General features: G+C 41.6%; 31 protein-coding genes. 29 read left to right on the forward strand and 2 right to left on the reverse strand.

Going from position 1 to position 24,846, the window contains the following annotated elements; all coding sequences use genetic code 11:
- Positions 1–18: 18 nt before the first annotated feature.
- Both mntR and NSS60_RS05280 read left to right on the forward strand, forming a co-directional pair.
- Complete coding sequence (gene mntR, locus NSS60_RS05275) at positions 19–447, forward strand: transcriptional regulator MntR (protein ID WP_004889573.1); 429 nt, start codon at positions 19–21, stop codon at positions 445–447.
- Between the two features lie 73 nt (positions 448–520).
- Positions 521–1,399 carry a patatin-like phospholipase family protein gene (locus NSS60_RS05280; protein ID WP_004889575.1) on the forward strand — a complete coding sequence of 293 codons (879 nt, stop codon included), beginning with the start codon at positions 521–523 and terminating at the stop codon, positions 1,397–1,399.
- A 15-nt stretch (positions 1,400–1,414) separates the two neighbouring features.
- Here the strand turns inward: NSS60_RS05280 and NSS60_RS05285 are convergent, their stop codons facing one another.
- Together NSS60_RS05285 and NSS60_RS05290 are read right to left on the reverse strand one after the other, a co-directional pair.
- A complete protein-coding gene (locus NSS60_RS05285; protein ID WP_035018545.1) occupies positions 1,415–1,756 on the reverse strand; it encodes an SA1362 family protein in 342 nt (113 codons plus the stop codon).
- Between the two features lie 20 nt (positions 1,757–1,776).
- Positions 1,777–2,706, reverse strand: a complete 930-nt coding sequence (locus tag NSS60_RS05290) for a DUF1385 domain-containing protein (RefSeq protein WP_064220664.1) — start codon at positions 2,704–2,706, stop codon at positions 1,777–1,779.
- Positions 2,707–2,821: 115 nt separating this feature from the next.
- On the opposite strand from NSS60_RS05290, the gene NSS60_RS05295 reads away from it, so the two are divergent.
- From NSS60_RS05295 to spo0A, 27 genes are all read left to right on the forward strand, one after another.
- Positions 2,822–3,385: a YqhR family membrane protein gene (locus NSS60_RS05295; protein WP_004889579.1), complete on the forward strand. Its 564-nt coding sequence runs from the start codon at positions 2,822–2,824 to the stop codon at positions 3,383–3,385.
- A gap of 38 nt (positions 3,386–3,423) precedes the next feature.
- Positions 3,424–3,870, forward strand: coding sequence for a type II 3-dehydroquinate dehydratase (aroQ, locus tag NSS60_RS05300; protein WP_064220663.1), 447 nt, complete (start codon positions 3,424–3,426; stop codon positions 3,868–3,870).
- A gap of 2 nt (positions 3,871–3,872) precedes the next feature.
- On the forward strand, positions 3,873–4,934 hold the full coding sequence (locus NSS60_RS05305) for a M24 family metallopeptidase (RefSeq protein WP_064220662.1): 1,062 nt from the start codon (positions 3,873–3,875) through the stop codon (positions 4,932–4,934).
- Positions 4,935–4,952: 18 nt separating this feature from the next.
- The gene (gene efp / locus NSS60_RS05310) at positions 4,953–5,510 is read left to right on the forward strand and encodes an elongation factor P (protein WP_004889583.1); all 558 of its coding nucleotides are present in this window, start codon (positions 4,953–4,955) and stop codon (positions 5,508–5,510) included.
- A gap of 134 nt (positions 5,511–5,644) precedes the next feature.
- Positions 5,645–5,917 carry a YqhV family protein gene (locus tag NSS60_RS05315; RefSeq protein WP_006318004.1) on the forward strand — a complete coding sequence of 91 codons (273 nt, stop codon included), beginning with the start codon at positions 5,645–5,647 and terminating at the stop codon, positions 5,915–5,917.
- Between the two features lie 12 nt (positions 5,918–5,929).
- The gene (gene spoIIIAA, locus NSS60_RS05320) at positions 5,930–6,853 is read left to right on the forward strand and encodes a stage III sporulation protein AA (RefSeq protein WP_340720694.1); all 924 of its coding nucleotides are present in this window, start codon (positions 5,930–5,932) and stop codon (positions 6,851–6,853) included.
- Positions 6,854–7,366, forward strand: coding sequence for a stage III sporulation protein SpoIIIAB (spoIIIAB, locus tag NSS60_RS05325; protein WP_340720695.1), 513 nt, complete (start codon positions 6,854–6,856; stop codon positions 7,364–7,366).
- 15 nt (positions 7,367–7,381) lie between these two features.
- Positions 7,382–7,588, forward strand: coding sequence for a stage III sporulation protein AC (gene spoIIIAC, locus NSS60_RS05330; RefSeq protein ID WP_004889589.1), 207 nt, complete (start codon positions 7,382–7,384; stop codon positions 7,586–7,588).
- Positions 7,589–7,594: 6 nt separating this feature from the next.
- Complete coding sequence (spoIIIAD, locus tag NSS60_RS05335) at positions 7,595–7,996, forward strand: stage III sporulation protein AD (protein WP_268915724.1); 402 nt, start codon at positions 7,595–7,597, stop codon at positions 7,994–7,996.
- Between the two features lie 4 nt (positions 7,997–8,000).
- Positions 8,001–9,161, forward strand: coding sequence for a stage III sporulation protein AE (spoIIIAE, locus tag NSS60_RS05340; RefSeq protein WP_064220659.1), 1,161 nt, complete (start codon positions 8,001–8,003; stop codon positions 9,159–9,161).
- Between the two features lie 7 nt (positions 9,162–9,168).
- Complete coding sequence (gene spoIIIAF / locus NSS60_RS05345; protein WP_004889593.1) at positions 9,169–9,747, forward strand: stage III sporulation protein AF; 579 nt, start codon at positions 9,169–9,171, stop codon at positions 9,745–9,747.
- 6 nt (positions 9,748–9,753) lie between these two features.
- Positions 9,754–10,320: a stage III sporulation protein AG gene (gene spoIIIAG, locus NSS60_RS05350; protein ID WP_340720696.1), complete on the forward strand. Its 567-nt coding sequence runs from the start codon at positions 9,754–9,756 to the stop codon at positions 10,318–10,320.
- Between the two features lie 12 nt (positions 10,321–10,332).
- Positions 10,333–10,896, forward strand: coding sequence for a SpoIIIAH-like family protein (locus tag NSS60_RS05355; RefSeq protein ID WP_004889595.1), 564 nt, complete (start codon positions 10,333–10,335; stop codon positions 10,894–10,896).
- Positions 10,897–11,085: 189 nt separating this feature from the next.
- Positions 11,086–11,586, forward strand: a complete 501-nt coding sequence (accB, locus tag NSS60_RS05360; protein ID WP_004889596.1) for an acetyl-CoA carboxylase biotin carboxyl carrier protein — start codon at positions 11,086–11,088, stop codon at positions 11,584–11,586.
- 13 nt (positions 11,587–11,599) lie between these two features.
- A complete protein-coding gene (accC, locus tag NSS60_RS05365) occupies positions 11,600–12,952 on the forward strand; it encodes an acetyl-CoA carboxylase biotin carboxylase subunit (protein WP_064214086.1) in 1,353 nt (450 codons plus the stop codon).
- A gap of 21 nt (positions 12,953–12,973) precedes the next feature.
- Positions 12,974–13,369, forward strand: a complete 396-nt coding sequence (locus NSS60_RS05370; protein ID WP_004889598.1) for an Asp23/Gls24 family envelope stress response protein — start codon at positions 12,974–12,976, stop codon at positions 13,367–13,369.
- A gap of 121 nt (positions 13,370–13,490) precedes the next feature.
- Positions 13,491–13,877: a transcription antitermination factor NusB gene (gene nusB, locus NSS60_RS05375; protein ID WP_004889599.1), complete on the forward strand. Its 387-nt coding sequence runs from the start codon at positions 13,491–13,493 to the stop codon at positions 13,875–13,877.
- 23 nt (positions 13,878–13,900) lie between these two features.
- On the forward strand, positions 13,901–14,752 hold the full coding sequence (folD, locus tag NSS60_RS05380) for a bifunctional methylenetetrahydrofolate dehydrogenase/methenyltetrahydrofolate cyclohydrolase FolD (protein WP_004889600.1): 852 nt from the start codon (positions 13,901–13,903) through the stop codon (positions 14,750–14,752).
- A 23-nt stretch (positions 14,753–14,775) separates the two neighbouring features.
- Positions 14,776–16,116: an exodeoxyribonuclease VII large subunit gene (gene xseA, locus NSS60_RS05385; protein ID WP_192949517.1), complete on the forward strand. Its 1,341-nt coding sequence runs from the start codon at positions 14,776–14,778 to the stop codon at positions 16,114–16,116.
- Positions 16,113–16,325, forward strand: a complete 213-nt coding sequence (locus tag NSS60_RS05390) for an exodeoxyribonuclease VII small subunit (RefSeq protein ID WP_004889602.1) — start codon at positions 16,113–16,115, stop codon at positions 16,323–16,325. The genes xseA and NSS60_RS05390 overlap by 4 nt, the downstream gene beginning before the upstream one ends.
- A gap of 2 nt (positions 16,326–16,327) precedes the next feature.
- Positions 16,328–17,200, forward strand: a complete 873-nt coding sequence (locus NSS60_RS05395) for a polyprenyl synthetase family protein (RefSeq protein ID WP_004889604.1) — start codon at positions 16,328–16,330, stop codon at positions 17,198–17,200.
- 169 nt (positions 17,201–17,369) lie between these two features.
- Positions 17,370–19,262, forward strand: coding sequence for a 1-deoxy-D-xylulose-5-phosphate synthase (dxs, locus tag NSS60_RS05400; RefSeq protein ID WP_340720697.1), 1,893 nt, complete (start codon positions 17,370–17,372; stop codon positions 19,260–19,262).
- A 3-nt stretch (positions 19,263–19,265) separates the two neighbouring features.
- Complete coding sequence (locus NSS60_RS05405) at positions 19,266–20,108, forward strand: TlyA family RNA methyltransferase (RefSeq protein WP_064214090.1); 843 nt, start codon at positions 19,266–19,268, stop codon at positions 20,106–20,108.
- A gap of 93 nt (positions 20,109–20,201) precedes the next feature.
- A complete protein-coding gene (gene ahrC, locus NSS60_RS05410) occupies positions 20,202–20,651 on the forward strand; it encodes a transcriptional regulator AhrC/ArgR (RefSeq protein ID WP_004889608.1) in 450 nt (149 codons plus the stop codon).
- Positions 20,652–20,669: 18 nt separating this feature from the next.
- Entirely contained in the window at positions 20,670–22,400 is a 1,731-nt protein-coding gene (gene recN / locus NSS60_RS05415) for a DNA repair protein RecN (protein ID WP_004889609.1), read from the forward strand.
- A gap of 114 nt (positions 22,401–22,514) precedes the next feature.
- A complete protein-coding gene (gene spoIVB / locus NSS60_RS05420) occupies positions 22,515–23,792 on the forward strand; it encodes a SpoIVB peptidase (protein ID WP_004889610.1) in 1,278 nt (425 codons plus the stop codon).
- Positions 23,793–24,009: 217 nt separating this feature from the next.
- On the forward strand, positions 24,010–24,789 hold the full coding sequence (gene spo0A, locus NSS60_RS05425) for a sporulation transcription factor Spo0A (protein ID WP_064214093.1): 780 nt from the start codon (positions 24,010–24,012) through the stop codon (positions 24,787–24,789).
- Positions 24,790–24,846: the final 57 nt, after the last annotated feature.

The raw sequence follows: 24,846 nt of genomic DNA on the forward strand, positions 1-24,846 counted from the left end.
TGTTTAGGAGGGAAACGTATGCCAACACCAAGCATGGAAGATTATATTGAGCAAATTTATATATTGATTGAAGAAAAAGGATATGCCCGTGTATCAGATATTGCCGAGGCATTGTCCGTTCATCCCTCCTCTGTGACGAAAATGGTGCAAAAACTCGATAAAGACGAATATTTAGTATACGAAAAGTACCGTGGACTTGTCCTTACACCAAAGGGCAAAAAAATCGGCAAGCGGCTCGTGTATCGCCATGAGCTACTGGAACAATTTATGCGTCTCATTGGTGTAGATGAAGAAAATATTTATCGTGATGTTGAGGGAATCGAACATCATTTAAGCTGGAATGCGATTGATCGCATTGGCGATTTAGTACAATATTTTGAAGAAGATCGGTCACGTCTTGAAGCGCTTCGCAACATTCAAAGACAGAACGAGCAAGAACAGGCATAAACGCTTGTTCTTTTTTGTTTTTTATGCTCAACTCTTCTCGTTTTTCATACATATATGGCGAGGAGGGAAGAGGATGGAGATTGACGGTGTGTTTTCCGGTGGTGGCGTCAAAGGTTTTGCGCTAATTGGAGCATATGAAGCGATTGAGGAAAAAGGTTTTCGCTTTAAACGGCTTGCTGGTACGAGCGCAGGAGCGCTCATTGCTTCGTTTATTGCAGCGGGATTTACAAGCAAGGAAATCGTGGACATGATGGAAGAGATGAATTTAATGGACTTTCTCGATGAGCGACATACAATCATTCCGTATGCATGGTTAAAATGGCTCGTCCTTTATTGGAAAATGGGGTTATATAAAGGAGAAAAGCTTGAACGATGGATCGCCGAGCAGTTAAGTAAAAAAGGCGTGTACACGTTTGCTGATTTGCCACATGAACGATTGCGCGTCGTCGCTTCCGATTTAACGAATGGGACAATGCTTATTTTGCCAGATGACTTGCCGAAATATGGCATTGATCCTCTCCGCTTTTCCGTCGCAAAAGCAGTAAGAATGAGTGTCGGTATTCCTTATTTTTTTGAGCCTGTGCGGTTAAAGACGGACGAAGGGAAGCATATTGTCGTTGATGGTGGCTTACTAAGCAATTTTCCGATTTTTTTGTTTGATGAAGAACGGAAAAAACGACCTGTTCTAGGCATCAAACTAAGCGCAAGACAATCGCAAAAAGCCAAAAAGAAAATTAATAATGCCATTGATTTGTATGAAGCGTTGTTTCAAACGATGCGCGAGGCGCACGATGAACGGTACATTTCACGTCGCCATGAAAAAAACATCGTTTTCCTTCCTGTCAAACATGTCATTGCCACCGATTTCTCAGTGACGGACGAAGAAAAAAAGAAGCTTATTTCGTTTGGAAAAGAGCGGACAGAACAATTTTTAAAAATGTGGACGTATTAAAAGAAAAAAATCGGGTTAAAAAGAGGCCCGATTTTTTTTCTTCCCTTTTTTCCCTTCAATGACTGTTAAATGAGTGGCGTGCTTTTTCTTTAAAGCGGTTGGGCGCGTTTGTTTTTTCGACGTCGGCTTTGTTTTTTGATGGTGAAGCTTTTTCGATTGTTTTACCGCTTTTTGATATGAATGATCGAAACGCTGTCTTTGTATCCATTTGTATATGGCGTAAAAAACAGCTACGATGAGCACGATGATCATCGCTTGTTTCAACAATTGAATCGGATCGTTCCATAAACGATAAGTCAAGCCAAATATAGCTAATACAATAAGCAAAGTAATAAGTGGGAATGGACGCCGACGCAATCGATCCACCTCCTTCATCATTACACCACTTCTTCTTGCTGTTTCGTCGCTTCTCCCTCTAACTCAAGCAACCGTTGAAATGATGCGATCGCTACTTCTACTTGATCATTAGTCGGTTCTTTCGTTGTTAATCGTTGTAACCATAAACCAGGGTAGCCGAACCAGCGTAACATTGGAACATGTCGCACCGCGTTTGTAATTTGTAATACTTCAAACGATAGTCCTAATACAACAGGAATGAGCGCTAAGCGATTTAATACGCGCACCCAAAGCGGTTCGGTTGGAACGAACATGTAAACGAATACGCCAATGATGACAGTAAATAAAATGAAGCTGCTACCGCAACGATAATGAAAACGAGATTGTCGTTGTACGTGCTCAACGGTCAATGGCAAACCATTTTCGTAGGCATTAATTACTTTATGTTCAGCTCCATGATATTGAAACAGTCGTTTGACAAGTGGAGTGAGTGAAATAAAATAAATATAGCCCAAAAGCAAAAGAAGTTTAAAAAAGCCTTCAACAAGTATTTGTGCCGTTTTCGACGGGAAAATCGGTCTCGTTAATTCAGCTAAAAATACAGGAATAAGTGTGAAAATAAATTTTCCAAATAGGAACGATAAAACACCGATTAGCGCCGCGCCTAAAATCATCGTCCATTTCGATGGCGATTCCGCTTGCAAAGTTTCATCTTCATGTGGATCAAGATCATATCGTTCACTTGAAAACTGCAAATGTTTTGATCCGTTTGCACTTGCTTCAATAATGGCAAGGATGCCGCGAAGAAACGGAATTTTTTTTAACGAGGAAAGCGTTTTGTTTGCTTGACGTGGAACATGAAAATATTCAATCGAACCGTCTTTGCGACGAATGGCTGTGACAGAATGATGACGTCCAGCAAACATCACACCTTCAATGACCGCCTGCCCACCATATACGTTTTTGCTCATAAGAAGACACCAACCTATTTTCTTTTTTCTTATATTCTACAAGAAAACGATAAAAACCTCTAGGTCGATGTATCGTTTGTATTCGTATTGTTTCCAAAAATGAGAAACGATACACATGAGATGCAACATTTTGGACAAGATAAAAACGGAGGTGATTGCTGTGCAAACAAAAATGAAACAAGATGCACAACTAGAACAAAACAAAAGAGAAAAGCCAATGCCTGTTTTAGCAAAAGTTGCATTGATTGGTTTTATTGGAGGTGTGTTTTGGAGTTTCCTCGCATACTGTGCTTATTTTTTCCGTTTTACAGAAGTAGCGCCAAATTTCATTTTGCAACCATGGGCAATCGGTGATTGGAAAAACGGAGCGCTCGGTCAGACGATTGCGATTTTGTTCATTGGGATTGCTTCTGTCGTTGCCGCGTTTGTATACTATGCTTTTTTAAAAAATCGTCAAGGTATTTGGCCAGGCGTCGCTTTCGGCATCGGGTTATGGGTGCTTGTTTTTTACGTATTAAATCCGATTTTTCCTCAATTAAAAGCCGTTCCACAACTTGAGCGAAATACGGTTGTTACGATGGTATGCTTTTACATTCTATATGGAATGTTTATCGGTTATTCCATTTCATTCGAAGTAGCAGAGATGAGGCGACAAAAACAGGCCGATGTGGTAAAATAACCATATGTATTTTCATCAGCAAAGGGGGGAGAGGGGGAATGGTTCGATTCCTCCTTTTAAACGGTCCGAACTTAAATCGTCTCGGCATGAGGGAGCCACACATTTATGGGCATACGACACTTGCACAACTAGAAAAACAGCTAACAGAATTTGCTAGTGAATATGAAGTAGAGTTAACGTGCTATCAAAGCAATTATGAAGGCGCGTTAATTGATCAAATTCATCGGGCGGAGTCGTTATATGACGGGATCATTTTCAATCCCGGAGCGTTTACGCATTACAGTTATGCCTTGCGTGATGCAATTGCAAGCATACAAACGCCAGTCATCGAAGTACATATTTCAAATATTCACGCAAGGGAGCCGTTTCGTCATCATTCTGTCATCGCTCCCGTAACAGCCGGGCAAATTGTCGGTCTTGGCGTAAACGGATATCGATTGGCGATTTTAGCGTTGCTTGATATAGTTGAAGGGAAGGGGAAATAACGTTGGATAAATTACAAAAGCTTCGCGCACAATTTAATGAACACGGCATTGACGGATTTCTCATTACAAATGAATATAACCGTCGCTATATGACGAATTTTACAGGAACGGCAGGTGTTGTTTTAATTAGCGAAACAGACGCCGTATTTATTACAGATTTTCGCTACGTTGAACAAGCGACAAGACAAATTGAAGGATATGAAATTGTGCAACATACGCAGACGCTCATTGAAGAAGTGGCGAAACAAGTCGAGCGATTAGGCATTCAAAAGCTCGGATTTGAACAAGACGATCTTTCATATGCAACGTTTTCAGCATATGAAAAAGCGATTAAAGCAACGCTTGTTCCTGTTTCCGGCGCGGTTGAAAAGTTACGCTTGATTAAGTCGGAAGCAGAGATTAAGATATTAAAGGAAGCAGCCGAGATTGCCGATGCCGCTTTTCGCCATATTCTCGATTTTATTCGCCCGGGTGTGCGTGAAATAGATGTGGCGAATGAGTTGGAATTTTTTATGCGCAAACAAGGAGCGACAAGTTCATCGTTTGACATCATCGTTGCTTCTGGTGTGCGTTCAGCATTGCCACATGGGGTGGCGACAGAGAAAGTCATCGAAAAAGGTGAGCTCGTCACGCTTGATTTTGGCGCATATTATAAAGGATATTGCTCTGATATTACGAGAACGGTTGCAGTTGGAGATGTAAGCGACGAGTTAAAGCGCATATATGATGTCGTACTGCAAGCCCAGCTTCGTGGTGTTGAACACATTCGCCCAGGGATGACAGGACGAGAGGCAGATGCGCTCACACGTGATTACATTTCTGCTTGTGGATTTGGCGAATACTTTGGGCATTCTACTGGTCATGGTCTTGGCATGGAAGTGCATGAAATGCCGGCGCTTTCGATGCGTTCGGATACAGTACTACAGCCGGGAATGGTTGTGACTGTCGAACCAGGCATTTACATAGCGGGATTAGGCGGTGTCCGCATTGAAGACGACATCGTCATTACAGAAAACGGCAATGAGCGGCTCACTCTTTCACCAAAAGAACTCATCATTTTATAGACGTAGGAGGAAATGAACATGATTTCAGTAAACGATTTTCGTACAGGCTTAACGATTGAAGTCGACGGTGACATTTGGCGCGTCATCGAATTCCAACATGTGAAACCAGGAAAAGGTGCAGCGTTCGTTCGCTCAAAACTTCGTAACTTGCGCACAGGCGCGATTCAAGAAAAAACGTTCCGCGCCGGTGAAAAAGTAAACAAAGCACAAATCGACAACCGCAAAATGCAATATTTATATGCAAACGGCGATCAACATGTGTTCATGGATATGGAATCATACGAGCAAATTGAACTACCTGCGAAACAAATTGAACATGAATTAAAGTTTTTAAAAGAAAACATGGAAGTATTTATTATGATGTACCAAGGTGAAACGATTGGTGTTGAATTGCCAAACACCGTTGAGTTAAAAGTTGTTGAAACAGAGCCAGGTATTAAAGGTGATACAGCATCAGGTGGTTCTAAACCAGCAACGTTAGAGACAGGTCTTGTCGTTCAAGTACCGTTCTTCGTCAACGAAGGCGATGTATTAATTATTAACACAACAGACGGCACATACGTATCACGTGCATAATAAAAAGTAATCGTCCTGCAAAAAAGCAGGGCGATTTTTTATTTGTACATCCCCCACAAATTTTCCTCTCTATACTTCTGAATTGTCTCATTTCTGCATACGTTGTACTAGCACTGTTGTACAAGGAGGATGCGATGAAAATTGATGCGACTGTTTGGACGATGGCAGGTTTACGGTTTTTATCTGCGGCGATTGAGTTAAGCGCAGCGATCGTTATGTTGTCGTTCAACGACGTAAAAAAGGCGCTTGCGGTCAACACATTGCTTGCGGTTGTCGGTCCGACGATTTTTTTCGTTGTCATGATGATTGGGCTTGTGGCAGTAGCGAATGAGCTATCATTATTTAAGCTCGCATGGATCGGCGCTGGAGTTGTATGTATATTGATCGGTATTTATGTTGTGAAATGAGGGGGGAAGAGAATGCAAGCAGTGTTGAATATATTGCCTAAAACGCTTGTTGATGCCATTCAATCGTTTTCTATTTTTCCCCAGTCTACGATTGAAGAAATTCGCATTCGTATTCATCGGCCGCTGGAAGTCATTGCTGGTGGGAGGTCGTACATATGTCCGCATGTTGTACAAACGGAAGAAGGTGTCGAACTATTAAATAAACTAAGTCAATATTCTCTTTACACAATCGAGGAAGAGTTAAAAAAAGGCTACATCACCATTCAAGGTGGGCATCGCGTTGGTTTAGCCGGAAAAGTGATTGTAGAAGACGGAAAAGTAAAAGCGATTCGACATATTACGTCATTTAACATCCGAATGGCCCGTCAACAAATCGGCATAGCTGAGCCACTTCTTCCTTACTTATACGACGGACGATGGATGAATACGATCATCATTGGCGCACCGCAAACAGGAAAAACAACACTCCTTCGCGATATTGCGCGCATCGTCAGTAGTGGAGTGACAGAGCAACATATTGCTCCTCGAAAAGTTGGCATTGTCGATGAACGATCAGAAATTGCCGGTTGTGTCAAAGGCATTCCGCAATTTACATTCGGATGCCGTGTCGATGTGCTCGATGCATGCCCAAAAGCAGAAGGGATGATGATGATGATTCGTTCGATGAGCCCGGACGTTCTTGTTGTCGATGAAATTGGAAGCGAAGCGGATTGTACGGCTATTTTAGAAGCGGTTCATGCAGGAGTTGGCTTATTTATGACAGCGCACGGTCGCCATTTGGACGATTTAATGAAGCGTCCATCGCTGCGTCCGATTATAGAACAAGCTGTATTTGAGCGCTTTGTTGAATTGACGAATATCGGACGTCCTGGGACGATTCAAGCCATTCGCGATTCAAGCGGTCGTGATGTATATCGAAAGATGAGTGTGATGTAAATGAAATGGATCGGAGCATTATGCATCATATTAGCAACGACATGGTCCGGTTTTGAAGCATCGCGACTTTTACGAGAGCGTACAAAACAGTTGCGTCAGTTAAAAATGGCGTTACAGGCGCTTGAAGCAGAAATTATGTACGGGCATACACCGTTAATAGACGCCTCCTTTCGCTTATCCCAGCAACTATCGAAACCGTTGTCATGGTTGTTTGAATCGTTTGCGCAAAAGTTGCAAAAAGGAACGATGAACGCACGTCAAGCTTGGGAAGAAAGTTTACATGAAATATGGAAAATGACCGCTTTAAAAGAAGGGGAATTGGAAATTATGAAGCAGTTTGGCGAGACGCTTGGACAGTACGATCATGAAATTCAACAAAATTACATTCGCTTAACGATGGTGCATTTAGAGAGAGAAGAAGGGGATGCCATTGAAAAACAACAGCGCTATGAAAAAATGATGAAAAGTTTAGGCGTGTTAACGGGCATTCTCATCGTGCTTTTACTCATGTAGAGGAGGACATTCAAAATGGGCGTTGACGTTGATTTAATTTTTCGCATTGCTGGTGTAGGCATTGTCGTTGCTTTTTTGCATACGGTGTTAGAAGGATTCGGAAAAAAGGAATATGCTCAATGGGTTACATTACTAGGGTTTATTTATATTTTATTTTTAGTTATTTCGATCGTCCAAGACTTATTTCAAAAAATTAAATCCGTTTTTTTGTTTCAAAGTTAGGAGGGAATACCCATTGATATTTTACAAATTGTTGGACTTGGATTGATTGCCACGTTTTTAGTGACGATTTTAAACGAACATAAGTCGAATATTTCGCTTTTGCTGACTGTGTTTGTCGGAACAGTTATTTTTTTATTCTTAATTGATCGCATCCAAGACATTTTTCGCATGGTTCAAACGTTAGCGAATGAAGCACACGTTCAAACGGTGTACGTTGAAACGATTTTGAAAATTATTGGCATTGCCTATATTGCGGAGTTTGGTGCACAAATTTCAAAAGATGCAGGACAGGGAGCGATTGCGGGAAAAATTGAACTTGGTGGGAAAATTTTAATTTTAGCGATGGCCATCCCAATTTTAACTGCTCTAATCGAAACCATTTTGAGTTTTCTTCCGATGAAGGGGTGATGACATGAAGCGCGCTCCGATCTTATTTTTCTTTCTTCTTTTTTTCTTGCCTTCTATTGTACAAGCTTCACCGCCAACAAATGAGCTAGTCAAACAACAAGCAGAACAAGTTGGGGTAGAGTCGATCAAGCAATATTGGGATCATATCGTTCAACAATACGGAGGGCTACTGCCGGAAAGTCAAAAAGGATCGTTTTGGCAGTTTATTAACGGGGAAAAAGAACTGTCGCTCAGCGAATGGTTGCAGGCGTTTATAAAGTTTTTATTGTATGAGCTTATGGCGAATGGAAAATTGCTAAGTATGCTTATTTTACTAACGATATTTAGCTTATTTTTACAATCGTTACAAAACGCATTTTCATATCACGCTGTGAGCAAAGTGGCGCATGCGGTTGTGTATATGGTGCTTATGATTATCGCATTAAATAGTTTTCATGTTGCGGTGACGTATGCGAAAGAAGCTATTCAGACGATGACAAGCTTTATGATTGCGCTTTTACCCATTTTACTGGCGCTTATGGCGTCATCAGGGGGAGTTGTATCTGTTGCCTTTTTCCATCCGATTGTGCTGTTTTTTATGAATATAACAGGGACGGTCGTTGAGCGTTTTTCATTGCCGCTTTTGTTTTTAGCGACAATTTTAAGCATTGTTAGCTTGTTGAGCGAACATTATAAAGTAACAAAACTAGCAAATTTGTTGCGCAACATTAGCGTCGGTTCACTCGGGATCATGTTGACGATTTTCTTCGGCGTGTTGTCTGTCAAAGGAGCGACAACCGCCATTGCCGATGGAATTGCGATACGGGCGGCTAAATTTGTCGCAGGAAACTTCATTCCCATTATTGGACGAATGTTCACTGATGCTGCTGACACCGTCGTCACTGCCTCCGTCTTATTAAAAAATACAGTTGGGTTGTTCGGAGTCGCTTTATTGCTCTTAATTGCAGCGTTTCCAGCGATCAAAATTTTAGTCATCGCGCTTATTTATCAACTAGCAGCTGCTATATTACAACCGATGGGAGGCGGCATCGTCATTTCCTGTTTAAGCATCATGGGCAAAAGCATTATGTATGTACTTGTTGCTTTGATGATCGTATCGCTTATGTTTTTTTTAAGTATGACCGTCATCATTGCAGCAGGAAATTTAACGATGATGGTTCGCTGAAAGGGGAATGGACGCTGTGGGACTCTTGACAGAATGGATTTCTCATCTCATTACATTTATTTTGCTAGCCGTTGTCATTGAATTGATTTTACCAAACGGTTCGTTTCAAAAGTATGTAAAAATGGTCGTCGGCCTATTGTTTATTTTCATTTTATTTTCTCCGCTTCTTCATTTGTTTCACGGGAACGTAGATACGTGGTTTGCTTCCATTCAGCGACAACAAAACGAAACGATTGAAAATGACATTGAAAGAAAGAAAAAAGAAATACAAGCCTCGCAACGTGCATATATTTTAGAACAAATGGCTGTCCAGCTAAAGAACACAGCGGCTGAGGAGTTGATGCGCACATATGGGTTAACGGTGACGGACGTTTCATTAACGATTGGGGAATCAGACCAAATCCCACCTCCGATTGAGGCAATTACGGTAGAGTTGGCAGAAGAAGCGACTTCTGTTGTCAAGCCCATTCGCATTCAATCATCACCATCAACAACGGAACAACATGACGACATTGCCCGCTTTTTAGCGCATATGTGGGAAGTGGATCCAGAGATGATTACGATTCATCTAGAAAGGAGGGAGTAGGGAGGGGTGAAACAATGGATTGAAAAAAACGGATTGATCGCCATCCTTTTCGTTTTCGGCTTATCGTTTATGATTTTTGGCAACGTGTTCAACTTTTCTTCTTCCAAACAAGTTCAGCAAGAAGCAACTCAAGCTGTATTTCGCCAATCAGATGAAGAAAAAAAATTAAAGCAAATTGCCGACTATGAAGAACGATACGAACAACAACTAAAAGAAGCGCTTGAAGCGATTGTTGGCGTTGGTGAAGTAAAAGTGATCGTAAATGTTGATGCCACAGAGCGAAACGTACTTGAAAAAAATGCAACCGTTCAAAAAAAGCGAACGATGGAAGAAGATAAAGAAGGAGGAAAGCGTCAAATCGAGGATGAATCAACAGACGAAAAAATTGTGATCGTGCGCAAAGGGGACGAAGAAACACCTCTCGTTTTGCAAACGAAAAAGCCGGAAATTCGTGGTGTGCTTGTTGTTGCGAAAGGAGCCGATCAAGTGCAAGTGAAAAAATGGATTGTCGAAGCAGTGACGCGAACGTTGAACGTTCCAAGTCATCGCGTTGCTGTTTTACCAAAAAAGTAAGGGGGAGAACATATGTTGAAAAAACAAACGGTTTGGTTGTTAACTATGTTTAGTTTAGTTGTCGTTTTATCGGTGTATTATGTAACAAGTCCTCAGCTTACAGAGCAAGTAGCGTTTGAACAAAAGGAAGAGGCAAACAATGAAAAAGGTTTAACACCGACGGATGAAGCGATGAAAGAAGAAGTCGCAAATGAGGAAGACGTGACTGTTGAACAAACGAATACAGGAAGCGACGATCTATTTACGGCGCTTCGACTCGAAATTGAGGATGAGCGAAGCAAGTTACGTCAAGAACTCAATGCCATTGTCGCTTCCAATAACGTATCTGCCGAAGAAAAAAGCAAGGCGATTGATCAGTTGCAACAACTATCGAACATTGCAGAAAAAGAAGCAGTGTTAGAAACGTTAATTAAATCGAAAGGATACGACGATGCGCTCGTTCGCGTTCACGAAAATCAAGTGCATATTACAGTAAAAGCAAAAGAACATTCGAAAAAAGCCGCGAATGAAATCATTCAGCTCGTTCAAAGCGAACTCGGCCGCGTACAAGACGTAGCTGTTCGTTTCCAAAAATAACCGGAAATCCGGTTATTTTTTTTCGGTTGAAAATAAATTTTATAATACTATATAATAATAATTGTTTTTATGACCAGATATAAATTTTCTAACATTTTCTTATCATTTTATTGAATAATGGAAAAGGTGTGTCGTATCATGGTATTGTATAATCTTTTCTACAAATGATGGGGCGAGGGGTGTAAGTCGATGTTGAAAATTCAAGAAATCCGCGAATTAATCCGATTAGTAAACGAGTCAAACATTGTGGAGTTTGTATACGAGCACGATGGCTCCAAAATTAAAATGAAAAAAGCTGGAGCAGCTGAACAAGTCGTCGTTGCTCCACCGAAAGTAGACGTGCCGCCGGCAGCTGTCGTTCAACAACAGACGCCGGTGACACCAGTCGTTGAAAAGGTGGAAGTGAAAGAAGAAGCGAGACCGGAAAAACAAGTTGTTGCAACAGAAAACTTACATACGATTACCTCGCCGATGGTCGGTACGTTTTATGCAGCGCCATCGCCAGATGCAGCACCGTACGTAAAAGTTGGCGATAAAGTGAAAAAAGATACGATCGTATGTATTGTTGAAGCAATGAAATTGTTTAACGAAATCGAAGCAGAAGTCGATGGAGAAATTGTAGAAGTGCTTGTGAAAAATGGCCAGCTCGTTGAATATGGACAACCTTTATTCCTTGTGAAGCCTGAATAAAGGAGCGATCGAGATGATAAAAAAATTGTTAATCGCCAATCGTGGGGAAATTGCTGTTCGAATTATTCGGGCGTGCAAAGAACTTGGCATCGAGACGGTTGCTGTATTTTCAGAAGCCGATCGTGAAGCGCTTCATGTTCAATTAGCAGACGAAGCATATTGTATCGGTCCAAAAACGTCTAAAGACAGCTATTTGAATTTCACAAACATCATGAGTGTGGCAACGTTAACCCAATGTGATGCCATTCACCCAGGATATGGTTTTTTAGCTGAAAATGCTGATTTTGCTGAGCTATGCCGTGAGTGTAACGTAACGTTTGTCGGACCAAGTCCGGAAGCGATTACAAAAATGGGAACGAAAGATGTTGCACGTGAGACGATGAGACAAGCTGGAGTTCCGATTGTTCCTGGTTCACAAGGAATTATTGAAAGCATTGACGAGGCAATTGCGCTAGCGAACGAAATCGGGTATCCTGTTATTATTAAGGCAACTGCAGGTGGCGGTGGAAAAGGCATTCGAGTCGCTCGAAATGAGCAAGAGCTCATTAAAGGAATTACGATCACACAACAAGAAGCAGCAACAGCGTTTGGAAATCCAGGGGTGTATATTGAAAAATACATCGAAGATTTTCGTCATGTGGAAATTCAAGTGTTAGCCGATTCATATGGAAATGTGATTCATCTTGGTGAGCGCGATTGTACAATTCAACGTCGTTTGCAAAAATTACTAGAAGAAACTCCATCTCCTGTACTTGATGAAGAAATGCGGCAAAAAATGGGGGAAGCAGCTGTCAAAGCAGCGCAAGCCGTTCAATACACAGGAGCAGGAACAGTTGAATTTATTTACGATTATCGCAATCGCCAGTTTTATTTTATGGAAATGAACACGCGCATCCAAGTAGAACATCCTGTGACGGAAATGGTGACAGGTGTCGATTTAATTAAAGAGCAAATTCGCATTGCCTCTGGTGAGAAATTAACGCTGAAACAAGAAGATGTGACGTTTAACGGTTGGTCTATCGAATGCCGTATTAACGCGGAAAACCCTGCGAAAAACTTTATGCCATCGGCTGGGAAAATTCAAATGTACTTGCCTCCAGGGGGATTTGGCGTGCGGGTGGATTCTGCTGCTTATCCAGGTTATACGATTCCGCCGTATTACGATTCGATGATTGCCAAACTGATCGTTCATGCACCGACGCGCGAAGAAGCGATCGCACGTATGAAACGCGCATTGAGTGAGTTTGTTATTGAAGGAGTTCATACAACGATTCCGTTTCATTTGAAATTGCTCGAGCATGAAAAGTTTGTCGAAGGAAACTTTAATACAAAGTTTTTAGAAACATACGATGTAATGAACTCTTAATGATAAAGGAGGGCATTTGTTATGTCTGAACACGTATTGGAAATGGAAAATGGCCACAACGGTCTAGGAAAAGTAGAAATTGCACCGGAAGTGATTGAAGTCATCGCCGGCATTGCGGCATCTGAAATTGAGGGTGTAGCACAAATGCGCGGCAACTTTGCTGCCGGTGTTGTAGAGCGATTAGGGAAAAAAAATCACGGTAAAGGTGTAAAAGTCGACTTAACAGACCGCGGCATTATCATTGATATTTATTGTGTCATGAACTTTGGTGTGTCCATTCCAACCGTCTCACAAAAAATTCAAGAAAACGTTCGTCAAGCATTGTTGACGATGACAGGGCTAGAGACAGCTGAAGTGAACGTTCATATTGTCGGCGTTCAATTCGAGTCATCGAAACAAGAATCGGAAGTCGAATAAAGAAGAGGGGGCAATCTCGTTTACGGGATCGCCCTTTTTCCATAGGTGAGTGTTTTCTTTCGTCGAAATATGTTATGATCATGATATAATTTTCGACAATATGATAGAAAGGGTTTTGGTCATGAAGCGGCATACAGCAAGAGAAAAAGCGTTACAAGCATTGTTTCAAATTGACGTAGGAGGCATTGAGCCACACGAAGCGGTTGCGAACGTCATTGAAGAAGAAACAGATCCGTTTATGGAGATGCTTGTTTTTGGTGTAGTTAAATACCAAAAAGAAATTGATGATTTATTGCGCCAACATTTAGAAAAATGGACGTTAGAGCGTGTCGCAAACGTCGATCGCTCGATTTTACGTATGGCTGTATTCGAAATGAAATATATGGATGATATCCCGTTGAGTGTAAGTATGGATGAAGCTATTGAGTTAGCCAAAGTATTTGGCGATGAAAAATCAAGTCGCTTTATTAACGGCGTGCTTGCAAAAATAAAAGAAACATTGTCTTAAAAGAATAAGGGGGAGAAGGATTTATGGCAGCACAAATCATTAACGGTTTTGAATTAGCAAAAGAAAAGCGAGCGCAGTTAGCAAAAGAAGTCGAACAGTTAAAACGAGAAGGTATTGAGCCAGCGTTAGCTGTTATTCTTGTTGGAGATCATCCTGCTTCACAATCGTACGTAAAAGCGAAGCAAAAGGCATGTGAAGAAATTGGAATTCGTTCTGTTTTGCTGACTTTTCCAAATGACATATCCGAATCGTTTTTGCTAGGGCAAATTGCTCGTCTAAACAAAGACCGCTCAATACACGGCATTTTAGTGCAATTGCCGTTGCCACCACAAATTAATGAGCTACATGTGATTGAAGCCATTGCGCCCGAAAAAGATGTCGATGGTTTCCATCCGTTAAACGTCGGACGAATGATGACGGGGCAACAAACGTTTTTGCCTTGTACACCATATGGTATTTTATATATGGTTCAATCTTTGCAAGTTGATATTACAGGAAAACATGTCGTTGTCGTTGGACGAAGTAATATCGTCGGCAAGCCGGTCGGTCAACTATTTTTGCGCGAACATGCGACAGTCACATATTGCCATTCCCGAACAAACGATTTAGAAGCGATCACACGCCAAGCAGATATTTTAATTGTTGCGGTCGGCAAACCGAAGCTTATTACGTCTTCTTATGTGAAAGAAGGAGCAATTGTAATCGACGTCGGTGTGAATCGACTAGAAAACGGAAAGTTATGCGGAGATGTCGATTTTGATGATGTAAAACAAGTAGCAAGCTATATTACCCCTGTGCCAAAAGGTGTCGGACCGATGACGATTACGATGCTGTTGCACAATACAGTGCAAGCAGCGCGTGAACAACATAAGTAAGCGAGGTTATTTTTGTGGCAGACATGAGGTATGTAACGGTTGCGGCATTAACGAAATACATTAAGCGGAAATTTGAAGTTGATCCTCATTTACAAGATTTATGGATTAAAGGTGAAATTTCTAATTTTACATATCATTCTCGTGGACATATGTACTTTACGTTAAAAGATGAACAAGCGCGCATTCAAGCCGTTATGTTCGCAGGGCATAATCGCCAACTAACATTTAAACCAGAAAACGGAATGACTGTGCTTGTTCGCGGTGAAATCTCCGTATACGAGCCAAGCGGAACGTATCAAGTATACGTAAAAGAGATGCAACCGGATGGTGTTGGTGCGCTTTATTTAGCGTATGAGCAGTTAAAAAAGAAACTAGAGCAGGAAGGGCTATTTGCTAAAGAGCATAAAAAGCCGATTCCGAAATTCCCGCAACATATTGGTGTTGTAACATCGCCAACGGGGGCAGCGATTCGCGATATTTTAACGACGATTCGCCGCCGCTATCCGCTCGCAAAGGTGATTCTATTTCCGACGCTCGTTCAAGGGGAGCAAGCTCCGTTATCGATCGTTCAATCGATTCAAAAAGCAAATGATATCGGATATATTGACGTGCTCATCGTCGGACGCGGTGGAGGTTCGATTGAAGAACTTTGGGCGTTTAATGAAGAAATCGTGGCGCGGGCGATTTTTGCCTCGCGCGTTCCGATTATTTCTGCCGTCGGACATGAAACAGACTATACGATCGCTGATTTTGTTGCGGATTTGCGTGCGCCGACGCCGACAGGGGCGGCGGAACTTGCTGTGCCGCATGTCGCAGATTTGCTTTCGCGTGTATCCGACCAACAAGCTCGTCTCATTCGAGCGACGAAAGAACGGTTAAATGCGGAACAAAAACGGCTTCAATCGTTGCGTTCATCGTATGCGTTTCGCTATCCGAAACGGCTTTACGAACAAAAAGAGCAGCAGTTAGATATGCTTGTTGACCGATTGCAACGACAAATGAACGATATGTTAAAACAAAAAGAACATAAACTCCAACAGTTGCAACTGACACTGTTTGCACATCATCCACAATCGCGAATCGAAAAAGCGGCTGATTGCATTCGTACGTTACAACAAACAATTGTTCGTAATATGAACGATGTGATGAAACAAAAAAAATGGTCGCTTGTAACAACGATGACGAAGCTCGATGCGCTCAGCCCATTAAAAATTATGGAACGTGGCTACAGCCTCGCGTATGATGAGCAAGAAACGCTCATTAAGACAGTAAAACAATTGCAAACAGGGGATCGTGTTCAAATCCGCTTTCAAGACGGGCGCGCACATTGTATTGTTTCAAATACTGAGGAGGAGAACGTATGACGTTTGAAGAAGCGATGAACAAACTTGAAGAAATTGTGCAAAAGTTAGAAGAAGGGGACGTTCCGCTTGAAGAAGCGATTCATTTTTTTCAAGAGGGCATGAAATTATCGAAGTTTTGTCACGACAAACTACAACAAGTGGAAAAACAAATGGAATTTATTTTACGGGAAGATGGACAGCTTGAACCGTTTACAGTGCAGGAGGAATAAACGTGGAACGGTTATTGCGACAATATAAAGAGCAAATTGAACAGCAGCTACCGACGTATATTGAATCGTTGCAAGCACCTCAAACAATTAAAGAAGCGATGCTCTACTCGTTGCGAGCAGGAGGAAAACGGATTCGCCCTCTTTTGTTGCTCTCAACGTTACATGCATTTCGTAAACCAATTGGCATCGGTATGTCTGTTGCCTGTGCGCTTGAAATGATTCATACGTATTCACTTATTCATGACGATTTGCCGAGCATGGATAACGATGATTTACGGCGGGGTAAACCGACAAATCATAAAGTATTTGGTGAAGCGAATGCGATTTTAGCAGGCGATGCGTTACTGACATACGCTTTTCAAGTAGTTGCAGATGACAAAACCATTTCATCGGATGTAAAAGTTCGTCTTATTTCTGAATTAGCAAAAGCAGCTGGACCCGAAGGAATGGTTGGCGGACAAGTAGCCGACCTTGAAGGAGAAGGAAAAACAATTAGTTTGCAACAATTAGAATACATTCACCGCCATAAAACTGGAAAGTTGTTGCAATATAGCGTTCGAGCAGGTGCGATATTAGGTGAAGCAACAGAACAACAATTAACGTTGTTAACATTATTTGCCGATCATCTCGGTTTAGCGTTTCAAATTCGCGACGACATTTTAGACATTGAAGGAGACGAACAAAAGATCGGAAAAAAAGTAGGAAGCGATATTGAAAATGATAAATCGACATATCCTTCTCTTTTGACGCTTGATGGAGCAAAGAAAAAACTTTCCGATCATATGAAAGAAGCGCGCAAACTTCTTGATGAAGCAAAAATTGATGCATCGCTATTACATTATATTTGTGATATTGTCGAAACACGCGATCATTAATAGCGTTGAGGAAAGAAGCAACATGTGGTATAGTGGAAAAGAAATGTTAGCCGTTCACACGTTCGTGTAAGCGGCTCTTTTTTGCGTACAAACATGTTTATCTGTATAATTAAAATACATAAAATTGTATGATATCAGGTTTTAGCTTACATGAAAGAGAGTGATCGCGTTGGATGTTACAGCGATTCAAAACCCAAAATTTTTAAAGCAAATGTCAAATGAACAACTCGTTCAATTGAGCGAGCAAATTCGACAATTTTTAATTGAGAAATTATCGAAAACAGGTGGGCATATTGGTCCGAATCTCGGAGTCGTTGAATTGACGATTGCGCTTCATAAAGTGTTTGATAGCCCGAAAGATAAACTCATTTGGGATGTTGGCCATCAGTCGTATGTGCATAAAATTTTAACTGGGCGTGCTAGTCAATTTGATACGTTGCGACAGTATAAAGGATTGTGCGGCTTTCCAAAACGTAGCGAAAGCGAACATGACGTATGGGAAACGGGGCATAGCTCGACATCGTTATCTGCTGCAATGGGTATGGCGATTGCACGCGACTTAAAAGGAACGGACGAATATATCGTTCCGATCATTGGGGACGGCGCGCTCACCGGGGGAATGGCGCTAGAAGCGTTAAACCATATCGGACATGAGAAAAAAGATATGATTGTCATTTTAAACGATAACGAAATGTCGATTGCTCCAAACGTCGGGGCGCTTCATAATGTACTTGGTCGCCTGCGAACAGCTGGAAAGTATCATTGGGTAAAAGATGAATTAGAAATGTTGTTAAAGAAAATTCCAGCTGTCGGTGGAAAGCTTGCTACAACAGCGGAACGTGTCAAAGACAGCATTAAATATTTGCTCGTTTCGGGCGTATTTTTTGAAGAACTCGGCTTTACGTACTTTGGACCGGTAGATGGCCATAACTTTGAAGACTTATTTGAAAACTTACATTATGCAAAAAAGGCGAAAGGCCCTGTTCTTGTTCACGTCATCACGAAAAAGGGAAAAGGATATCACCCAGCGGAAAGCGACAAAGTCGGAACGTGGCACGGAACAGGACCGTATAAAATTGAAACGGGTGATTTCATCCAATCAAAGCAATCTGCTCCATCTTGGAGTGCGGTTGTGAGTGAAACGGTGCGCAAATTAGCGCGCGAAGATCATCGCATTGTTGCCATTACGCCTGCGATGCCTGTTGGTTCAAAATTAGAAGCGTTCGCAAGCGAATTCCCTGATCGTATGTACGACGTCGGTATTGCTGAGCAACATGCTGCCACGATGGCTGCTGGTTTAGCGACGCAAGGAATGAAACCGTTTTTAGCAATTTATTCAACATTTTTACAACGGGCGTACGACCAAGTTGTTCATGACATTTGTCGCCAAAACTTAAACGTGTTTCTTGGTATTGACCGTGCAGGGCTCGTCGGTGCGGACGGCGAAACGCATCAAGGTGTGTTTGACATCGCCTTTTTACGCCACATTCCAAACATCGTATTAATGATGCCAAAAGATGAAAATGAAGGGCAACATATGGTATATACGGCCATTCAATACGATGACGGCCCGATTGCGATGCGTTTTCCGCGTGGCAACGGTCTTGGTGTGCCGATGGATGAGCAATTGAAAAAAATTCCGATCGGTACGTGGGAAGTGTTGCGTGAAGGAATAGACGTTGCCATTCTAACGTTCGGTACGACGATTCCGATGGCGCTCCAAGCAGCTGAACGTCTTGCAAATGAAGGCGTTTCTGTACAAGTCGTCAACGCCCGTTTTATTAAGCCACTTGATGAAGCGATGTTGCATACGCTACTGCAACAAAACATGCCGTTACTTACAATTGAAGAAGCGGTACTTCAAGGTGGATTTGGTAGTGCTGTAATTGAATTTGCTCATGATCACGGGTATCATGGGGCGATTATTGATCGAATGGGCATTCCGGACCGTTTTATTGAACATGGCGGTGTGTCGCAACTTCTTGAAGAAATTGGACTAACGACAGAACATGTAATGGAACGAATTTGTTTATTGACTCCGAAAAAAAGAAAAAGGGCATGAGAGATGAAAGGGAAGAAAGAACGTTTAGATGTATTACTTGTCGAACGCGGATTGGCTGAAACGCGCGAAAAGGCGAAGCGAACAATTATGGCTGGCCTTGTGTATTCAAACGAAATGCGGCTTGACAAACCAGGGGAAAAAGTTCCCGTGGACATTCCGCTAACGGTGAAAGGAAATGCGCTACCGTATGTGAGTCGCGGTGGGCTAAAACTTGAAAAAGCGTTACAAATGTTCGCGCTTGAAGTAAAAGATAAGATTATGGTTGACATTGGTGCATCGACAGGCGGATTTACGGACTGTGCGTTGCAAAATGGAGTGAAGTTGTCGTACGCTCTTGATGTGGGATACAATCAGCTCGCATGGAAACTGCGCCAAGATGAACGTGTTGTAGTCATGGAGCGGACGAACTTTCGTTATGTGACGCCGAGTGATTTTCAACACGGCTTACCAAACTTTGCAACGATCGATGTGTCGTTTATTTCATTAAAATTAATTTTACCCGTCTTAAAAACGATTTTAGTGCCGCATAGCGATATCGTTGCTTTAGTCAAACCGCAATTTGAAGCGGGAAAAGAGTTTGTCGGAAAAAAGGGGATTGTCCGCGATGCACGTGTTCATGTGCACGTACTTGAAACAATTACTGCATTTGCGCAACAAGAAGGGTACGACATTATTGGGCTAACCCACTCGCCGATTACAGGCGGTGACGGAAATATTGAATTTTTGCTTCATTTACGTTGGGAAGGCAAAGAAGTAGGAGAAAATCGCTTGACTGTTTCTCCAGAAGAAGTAGTTGCCAGGGCACACAGCGAGTTGAAAGAAAATAAAGAACATGCGGGGGAATAACGATCGGTTATTCCCTCTTGTTTGCTCGTCTGTCGTTCGGTAACATAGAAGTATAAATATGCATATGTTATACACACGAAAGAGGTGTTTTCGTTGAATAAAGGACAACGTCATATTAAAATTCGTGAAATTATTTCAAATCATGATATTGAAACACAAGATGAGCTTGTTGATATGTTGCGCAAAGAAGGTTTTAACGTCACGCAAGCAACGGTGTCTCGTGACATTAAAGAACTTCATTTAGTAAAAGTGCCGATGATGGATGGGCGATATAAATATAGCTTACCTGCCGATCAACGATTTAATCCGCTCCAAAAGTTAAAACGAGCGCTCATGGATGCATTTGTAAAAATTGATGGAGCAGGTCACCTGCTCGTTATGAAAACGCTGCCGGGAAATGCGCATGCTATCGGTGTACTGCTCGATCATTTAGAATGGGATGAAATTGTTGGCACGATTTGTGGTGATGATACTTGCTTAATTATTTGCCGCACGCCAGAAGATACAGAAGTTATTTCAAAACGATTGTTGGACATGCTGTAATAAAGGTGTGAGCGTAAGATGTTAGCGGAGTTATCTATCAAAAATTTTGCCATTATTGAATCCCTTTCGCTTTCGTTTGAAAAAGGATTAACCGTTTTAACTGGAGAAACGGGAGCGGGAAAATCCATTATTATTGATGCCATTCATTTGTTAATTGGCGGACGCGGCTCAGCAGAATTTGTTCGATACGGTGAAACAAAAGCAGAAATCGAAGGTCTTTTTTTGCTTGAACAAGATGATCACCCGTGTTACAGCAAATGTGCCGAGCTTGGCATCGATATAAGCGATGGGATGATTGTGCTTCGTCGAGAGCTAACGATAAACGGAAAAAGCGTCTGTCGCGTAAACGGAAAATTAGTCACGATCGCGACATTGCGTGAAATTGGCTCCACACTTGTAGATATTCACGGACAACATGAGCATCAAGAATTGCTTGATGAAAATAAGCATTTATATTTATTAGATGAATATGGAGGCGAGCGTGTTCGCGACGCATTAGAGGAATATAAAGCTTTATATGCGGCATACGAGCGAGTCAAGCGTCAACTGCAAAAGTTAAATGAAAATGAGCAACAAATGGCGCATCGTTTAGATTTATTAACTTTTCAGTTAGATGAAATTCAAAAAGCAGAGCTACAGTTAGATGAAGATGAACAGCTAATGGAAGAGCGGCGAAAAATCGTTAATTTCCAGAAAATATACGAGGCGTTACAAAGTAGCTATGAAGCGCTTTACGGGGAGCAACGCGGACTTGATTGGATTGGATTAGCGATGAATCATTTAGATCATGTGAGCGAAATCGATTCATCGTTGAAACAAGCCCAAGAAGTTGTATCGAACTGTTATTATTTGTTAGAAGAAGTGGCCCATCAACTGCGTGAGCAATTAGATCAATTAGAATACGATCCGCTTCGACTTGATGAAATTGAAAGTCGCTTAAATGAAATTAACCATTTGAAACGCAAATACGGCCAAACAGTACGTGACATCTTAGAATATGCGGCGAAAGTGGAAGAAGAAATTGAAACGATTCAACACCGCGATGATCATATTCATAAATTGCAGACCGAACTTCAATCCATTACGGCTGATTTATTAGTTGAAGCGAAACATATAAGCGAATTGCGTATGCAATATGCGAAACAACTGATCGACGACATTCATCAAGAACTAAAAGATTTATACATGGAAAAAACGACGTTTGATGTTGTTTTTCGAAAAAGGCAAGGAACGTACGATGATCCATTGCTTGACGGAACGCCTGTAAAGTTGCAAGCAGACGGAATGGACGAAGTGGAGTTTTACATTTCAACGAATCCAGGGGAACCGTTAAAACCGCTTGCGAAAGTTGCATCAGGTGGAGAATTGTCGCGCATGATGCTTGCCTTAAAGAGCATTTTCTCTAAACATCAAGGTGTCACATCTATTATTTTTGATGAAGTCGATACCGGTGTAAGCGGTCGCGTCGCTCAAGCCATTGCGGAAAAAATTTATCGCGTGGCACGCCATTCGCAAGTATTATGCATTTCGCACTTACCACAAGTGGCAGCGATGGCGGATACGCATTTATTTATTGCAAAAGAAACGAAGGATGGACGGACAACAACAACGGTGGAAGCGTTAAACGAACAAGAAAAAATTAACGAAATTAGCCGGATGATCTCTGGAGTGGAAATTACAGAATTGACGAAACAACATGCGCGTGAGTTATTGCAATTGGCGGCAAAAACGAAAAACGAAACAGCTTAAATGCCAACATTGGCATTGTTTTTTCGTTTCGTCCGGTTATATTTCGATTGTTTCAGGCAACATTAAATAGTGTAGGATTCGGTGTGTACGTAGGAACGAGGAGAGTGAAGACATTTGAATTTTGACAAATTAAGAAAAGGAATAGGTGCATTTCTCCTTGTTTCTTTTATCGTTCTAACTATGGCAACACCATTTCAAAAGTATGTAAATATTCCAAAACAAATTGTATTATTTCAAGGACAAACGGCTCATGTGCCTGCATCTGGCTCTGTCCAAGCTGTAACAACAAACGCTGTTTCTGTTCGACAAAAAGAAAAATTAGCGATTAGTGGAGAACATGTCGGGGAAAGCGATGTCGTTTTACAAATGGCAGGATTTCCAATTAAACAAGTAAATGTAAAAGTATTGCCAGATTTCAAAATCGTTCCAGGTGGCCAATCGATCGGTGTGAAATTAAATACGGTTGGTGTTCTTGTCGTCGGTCACCATTTAGTGGAGACGGAACAAGGAAAACAATCTCCCGGGGAGAAGGCTGGCATTCAAGTAGGGGACGCGATTACCCACATTAACGGACAAAAAATCGAAAAAATGACGGATGTTTCTCCATTCATTGAAGAGGCGGGAAGAACGGGTAAATCTTTACGATTAACCGTTGCTCGTGATCACCATACGTTTGAAACAATACTGACTCCGTTGAAAGATAAGCACGATCAGGCGTATCGTATCGGATTATACATTCGCGACTCAGCAGCAGGAATTGGAACAATGACGTTTTTCGATCCGAAATCAAACATATATGGAGCACTCGGACATGTCATCTCCGACATGGATACGAAGAAGCCAATTATCGTTCGGGATGGAACGATTGTTAAGTCGACAGTGACGGCGATCGATAAAGGAAGAAACGGAAGTCCTGGTGAAAAACTGGCGAGATTTTCGGCCGATAAACAAGTGATTGGCGACATTAAAACGAACAGCCCGTTCGGTATTTTTGGTAAACTCTCAAAACCGATTCAAAATGGTATTTTTGACAAACCGATGCCCATTGCTCTGTCGACAGACGTAAAAAAAGGTCCAGCAAAAATATTAACCGTCGTCGAGCAAGATCGGGTGGAAGCGTTTGATGTTGAAATCGTTAGTGTGACACCGCAAAAATTCCCAGCTACAAAAGGAATGGTCATCAAAGTAACCGATCCACGACTATTAGAAAAAACAGGTGGAATCGTTCAAGGAATGAGTGGAAGTCCGATTATTCAAGATGGAAAACTTGTTGGGGCTGTGACACATGTATTTGTTAACGATCCGACATCCGGCTACGGCGTGCACATTGAATGGATGTTGCATGAAGCTGGAATTAACATTTATGATCGAAACGAACAAAAAGCGAGCTGATATTAGCTTGCTTTTTGTTTTTCCACGCAATTTGTCATGTTTTATCATGACACGACGTAAACATGTAGTATAAAATAAAAGAAACAGCATGCGCGAATGCTTTATGAAAAATATAAATTATTTGACTAATTTCGCAAAAGAAAAAGGATTTTCATCCATTGTGTCGAATTAAGCACGTGTGTGATAAAAGATCATTGCTTTAGGGAGGAAGGGTTTCGTGAGTACAATCAAAGTGTGCATTGTAGATGATAATCGTGAGTTAGTGCATTTGCTTGAAGAATACATTACAAGCCAAGGGGATATGGAAGTCATTGGCGTTGCATATAATGGACAAGATTGTTTGCAACTGTTGCGTGAGCGCGATCCTGATGTTCTTGTTCTCGATATTATTATGCCTCATTTAGACGGCTTGGCTGTATTAGAAAAGTTGCGCATGTTCAAACAGCCATTGCCAAACGTCATTATGTTAACAGCGTTTGGTCAAGAAGATGTAACGAAAAAAGCAGTTGAACTTGGAGCTTCTTACTTTATTTTAAAGCCGTTTGATATTGAACATTTAGTGAATCAAATTCGTCATGTATGCGGCAAAAAGCCAGCTGTATTAAAGCGACCGCTCCTTTCGCCAATTCGTGACGGAAAGCCAAAAAACTTAGATGCAAGCATTACGAACATTATTCACGAAATCGGTGTTCCTGCACACATTAAAGGATATTTATATTTGCGTGAAGCGATTGCGATGGTATACAACGATGTTGAATTGCTTGGATCAATTACAAAAGTGCTTTACCCAGACATTGCGAAAAAATACAATACGACAGCTAGTCGCGTAGAGCGAGCGATTCGTCATGCGATTGAAGTCGCATGGAGCCGTGGCAATTTAGAGTCCATTTCGTCTTTATTTGGTCATACGGTCAGCATGTCGAAAGCGAAACCGACAAATTCCGAATTTATTGCGATGGTTGCTGATCGGCTAAGACTTGAACATAAAGCGAGCTAATAAAAGGTGTATCAATGGATGAAGGGTGTTGTAAAAAATAACCACACTAACACTAGT

Source organism: Anoxybacillus sp. FSL W8-0382 (assembly GCF_038003845.1).
Lineage (GTDB): Bacteria > Bacillota > Bacilli > Bacillales > Anoxybacillaceae > Anoxybacillus > Anoxybacillus flavithermus_G.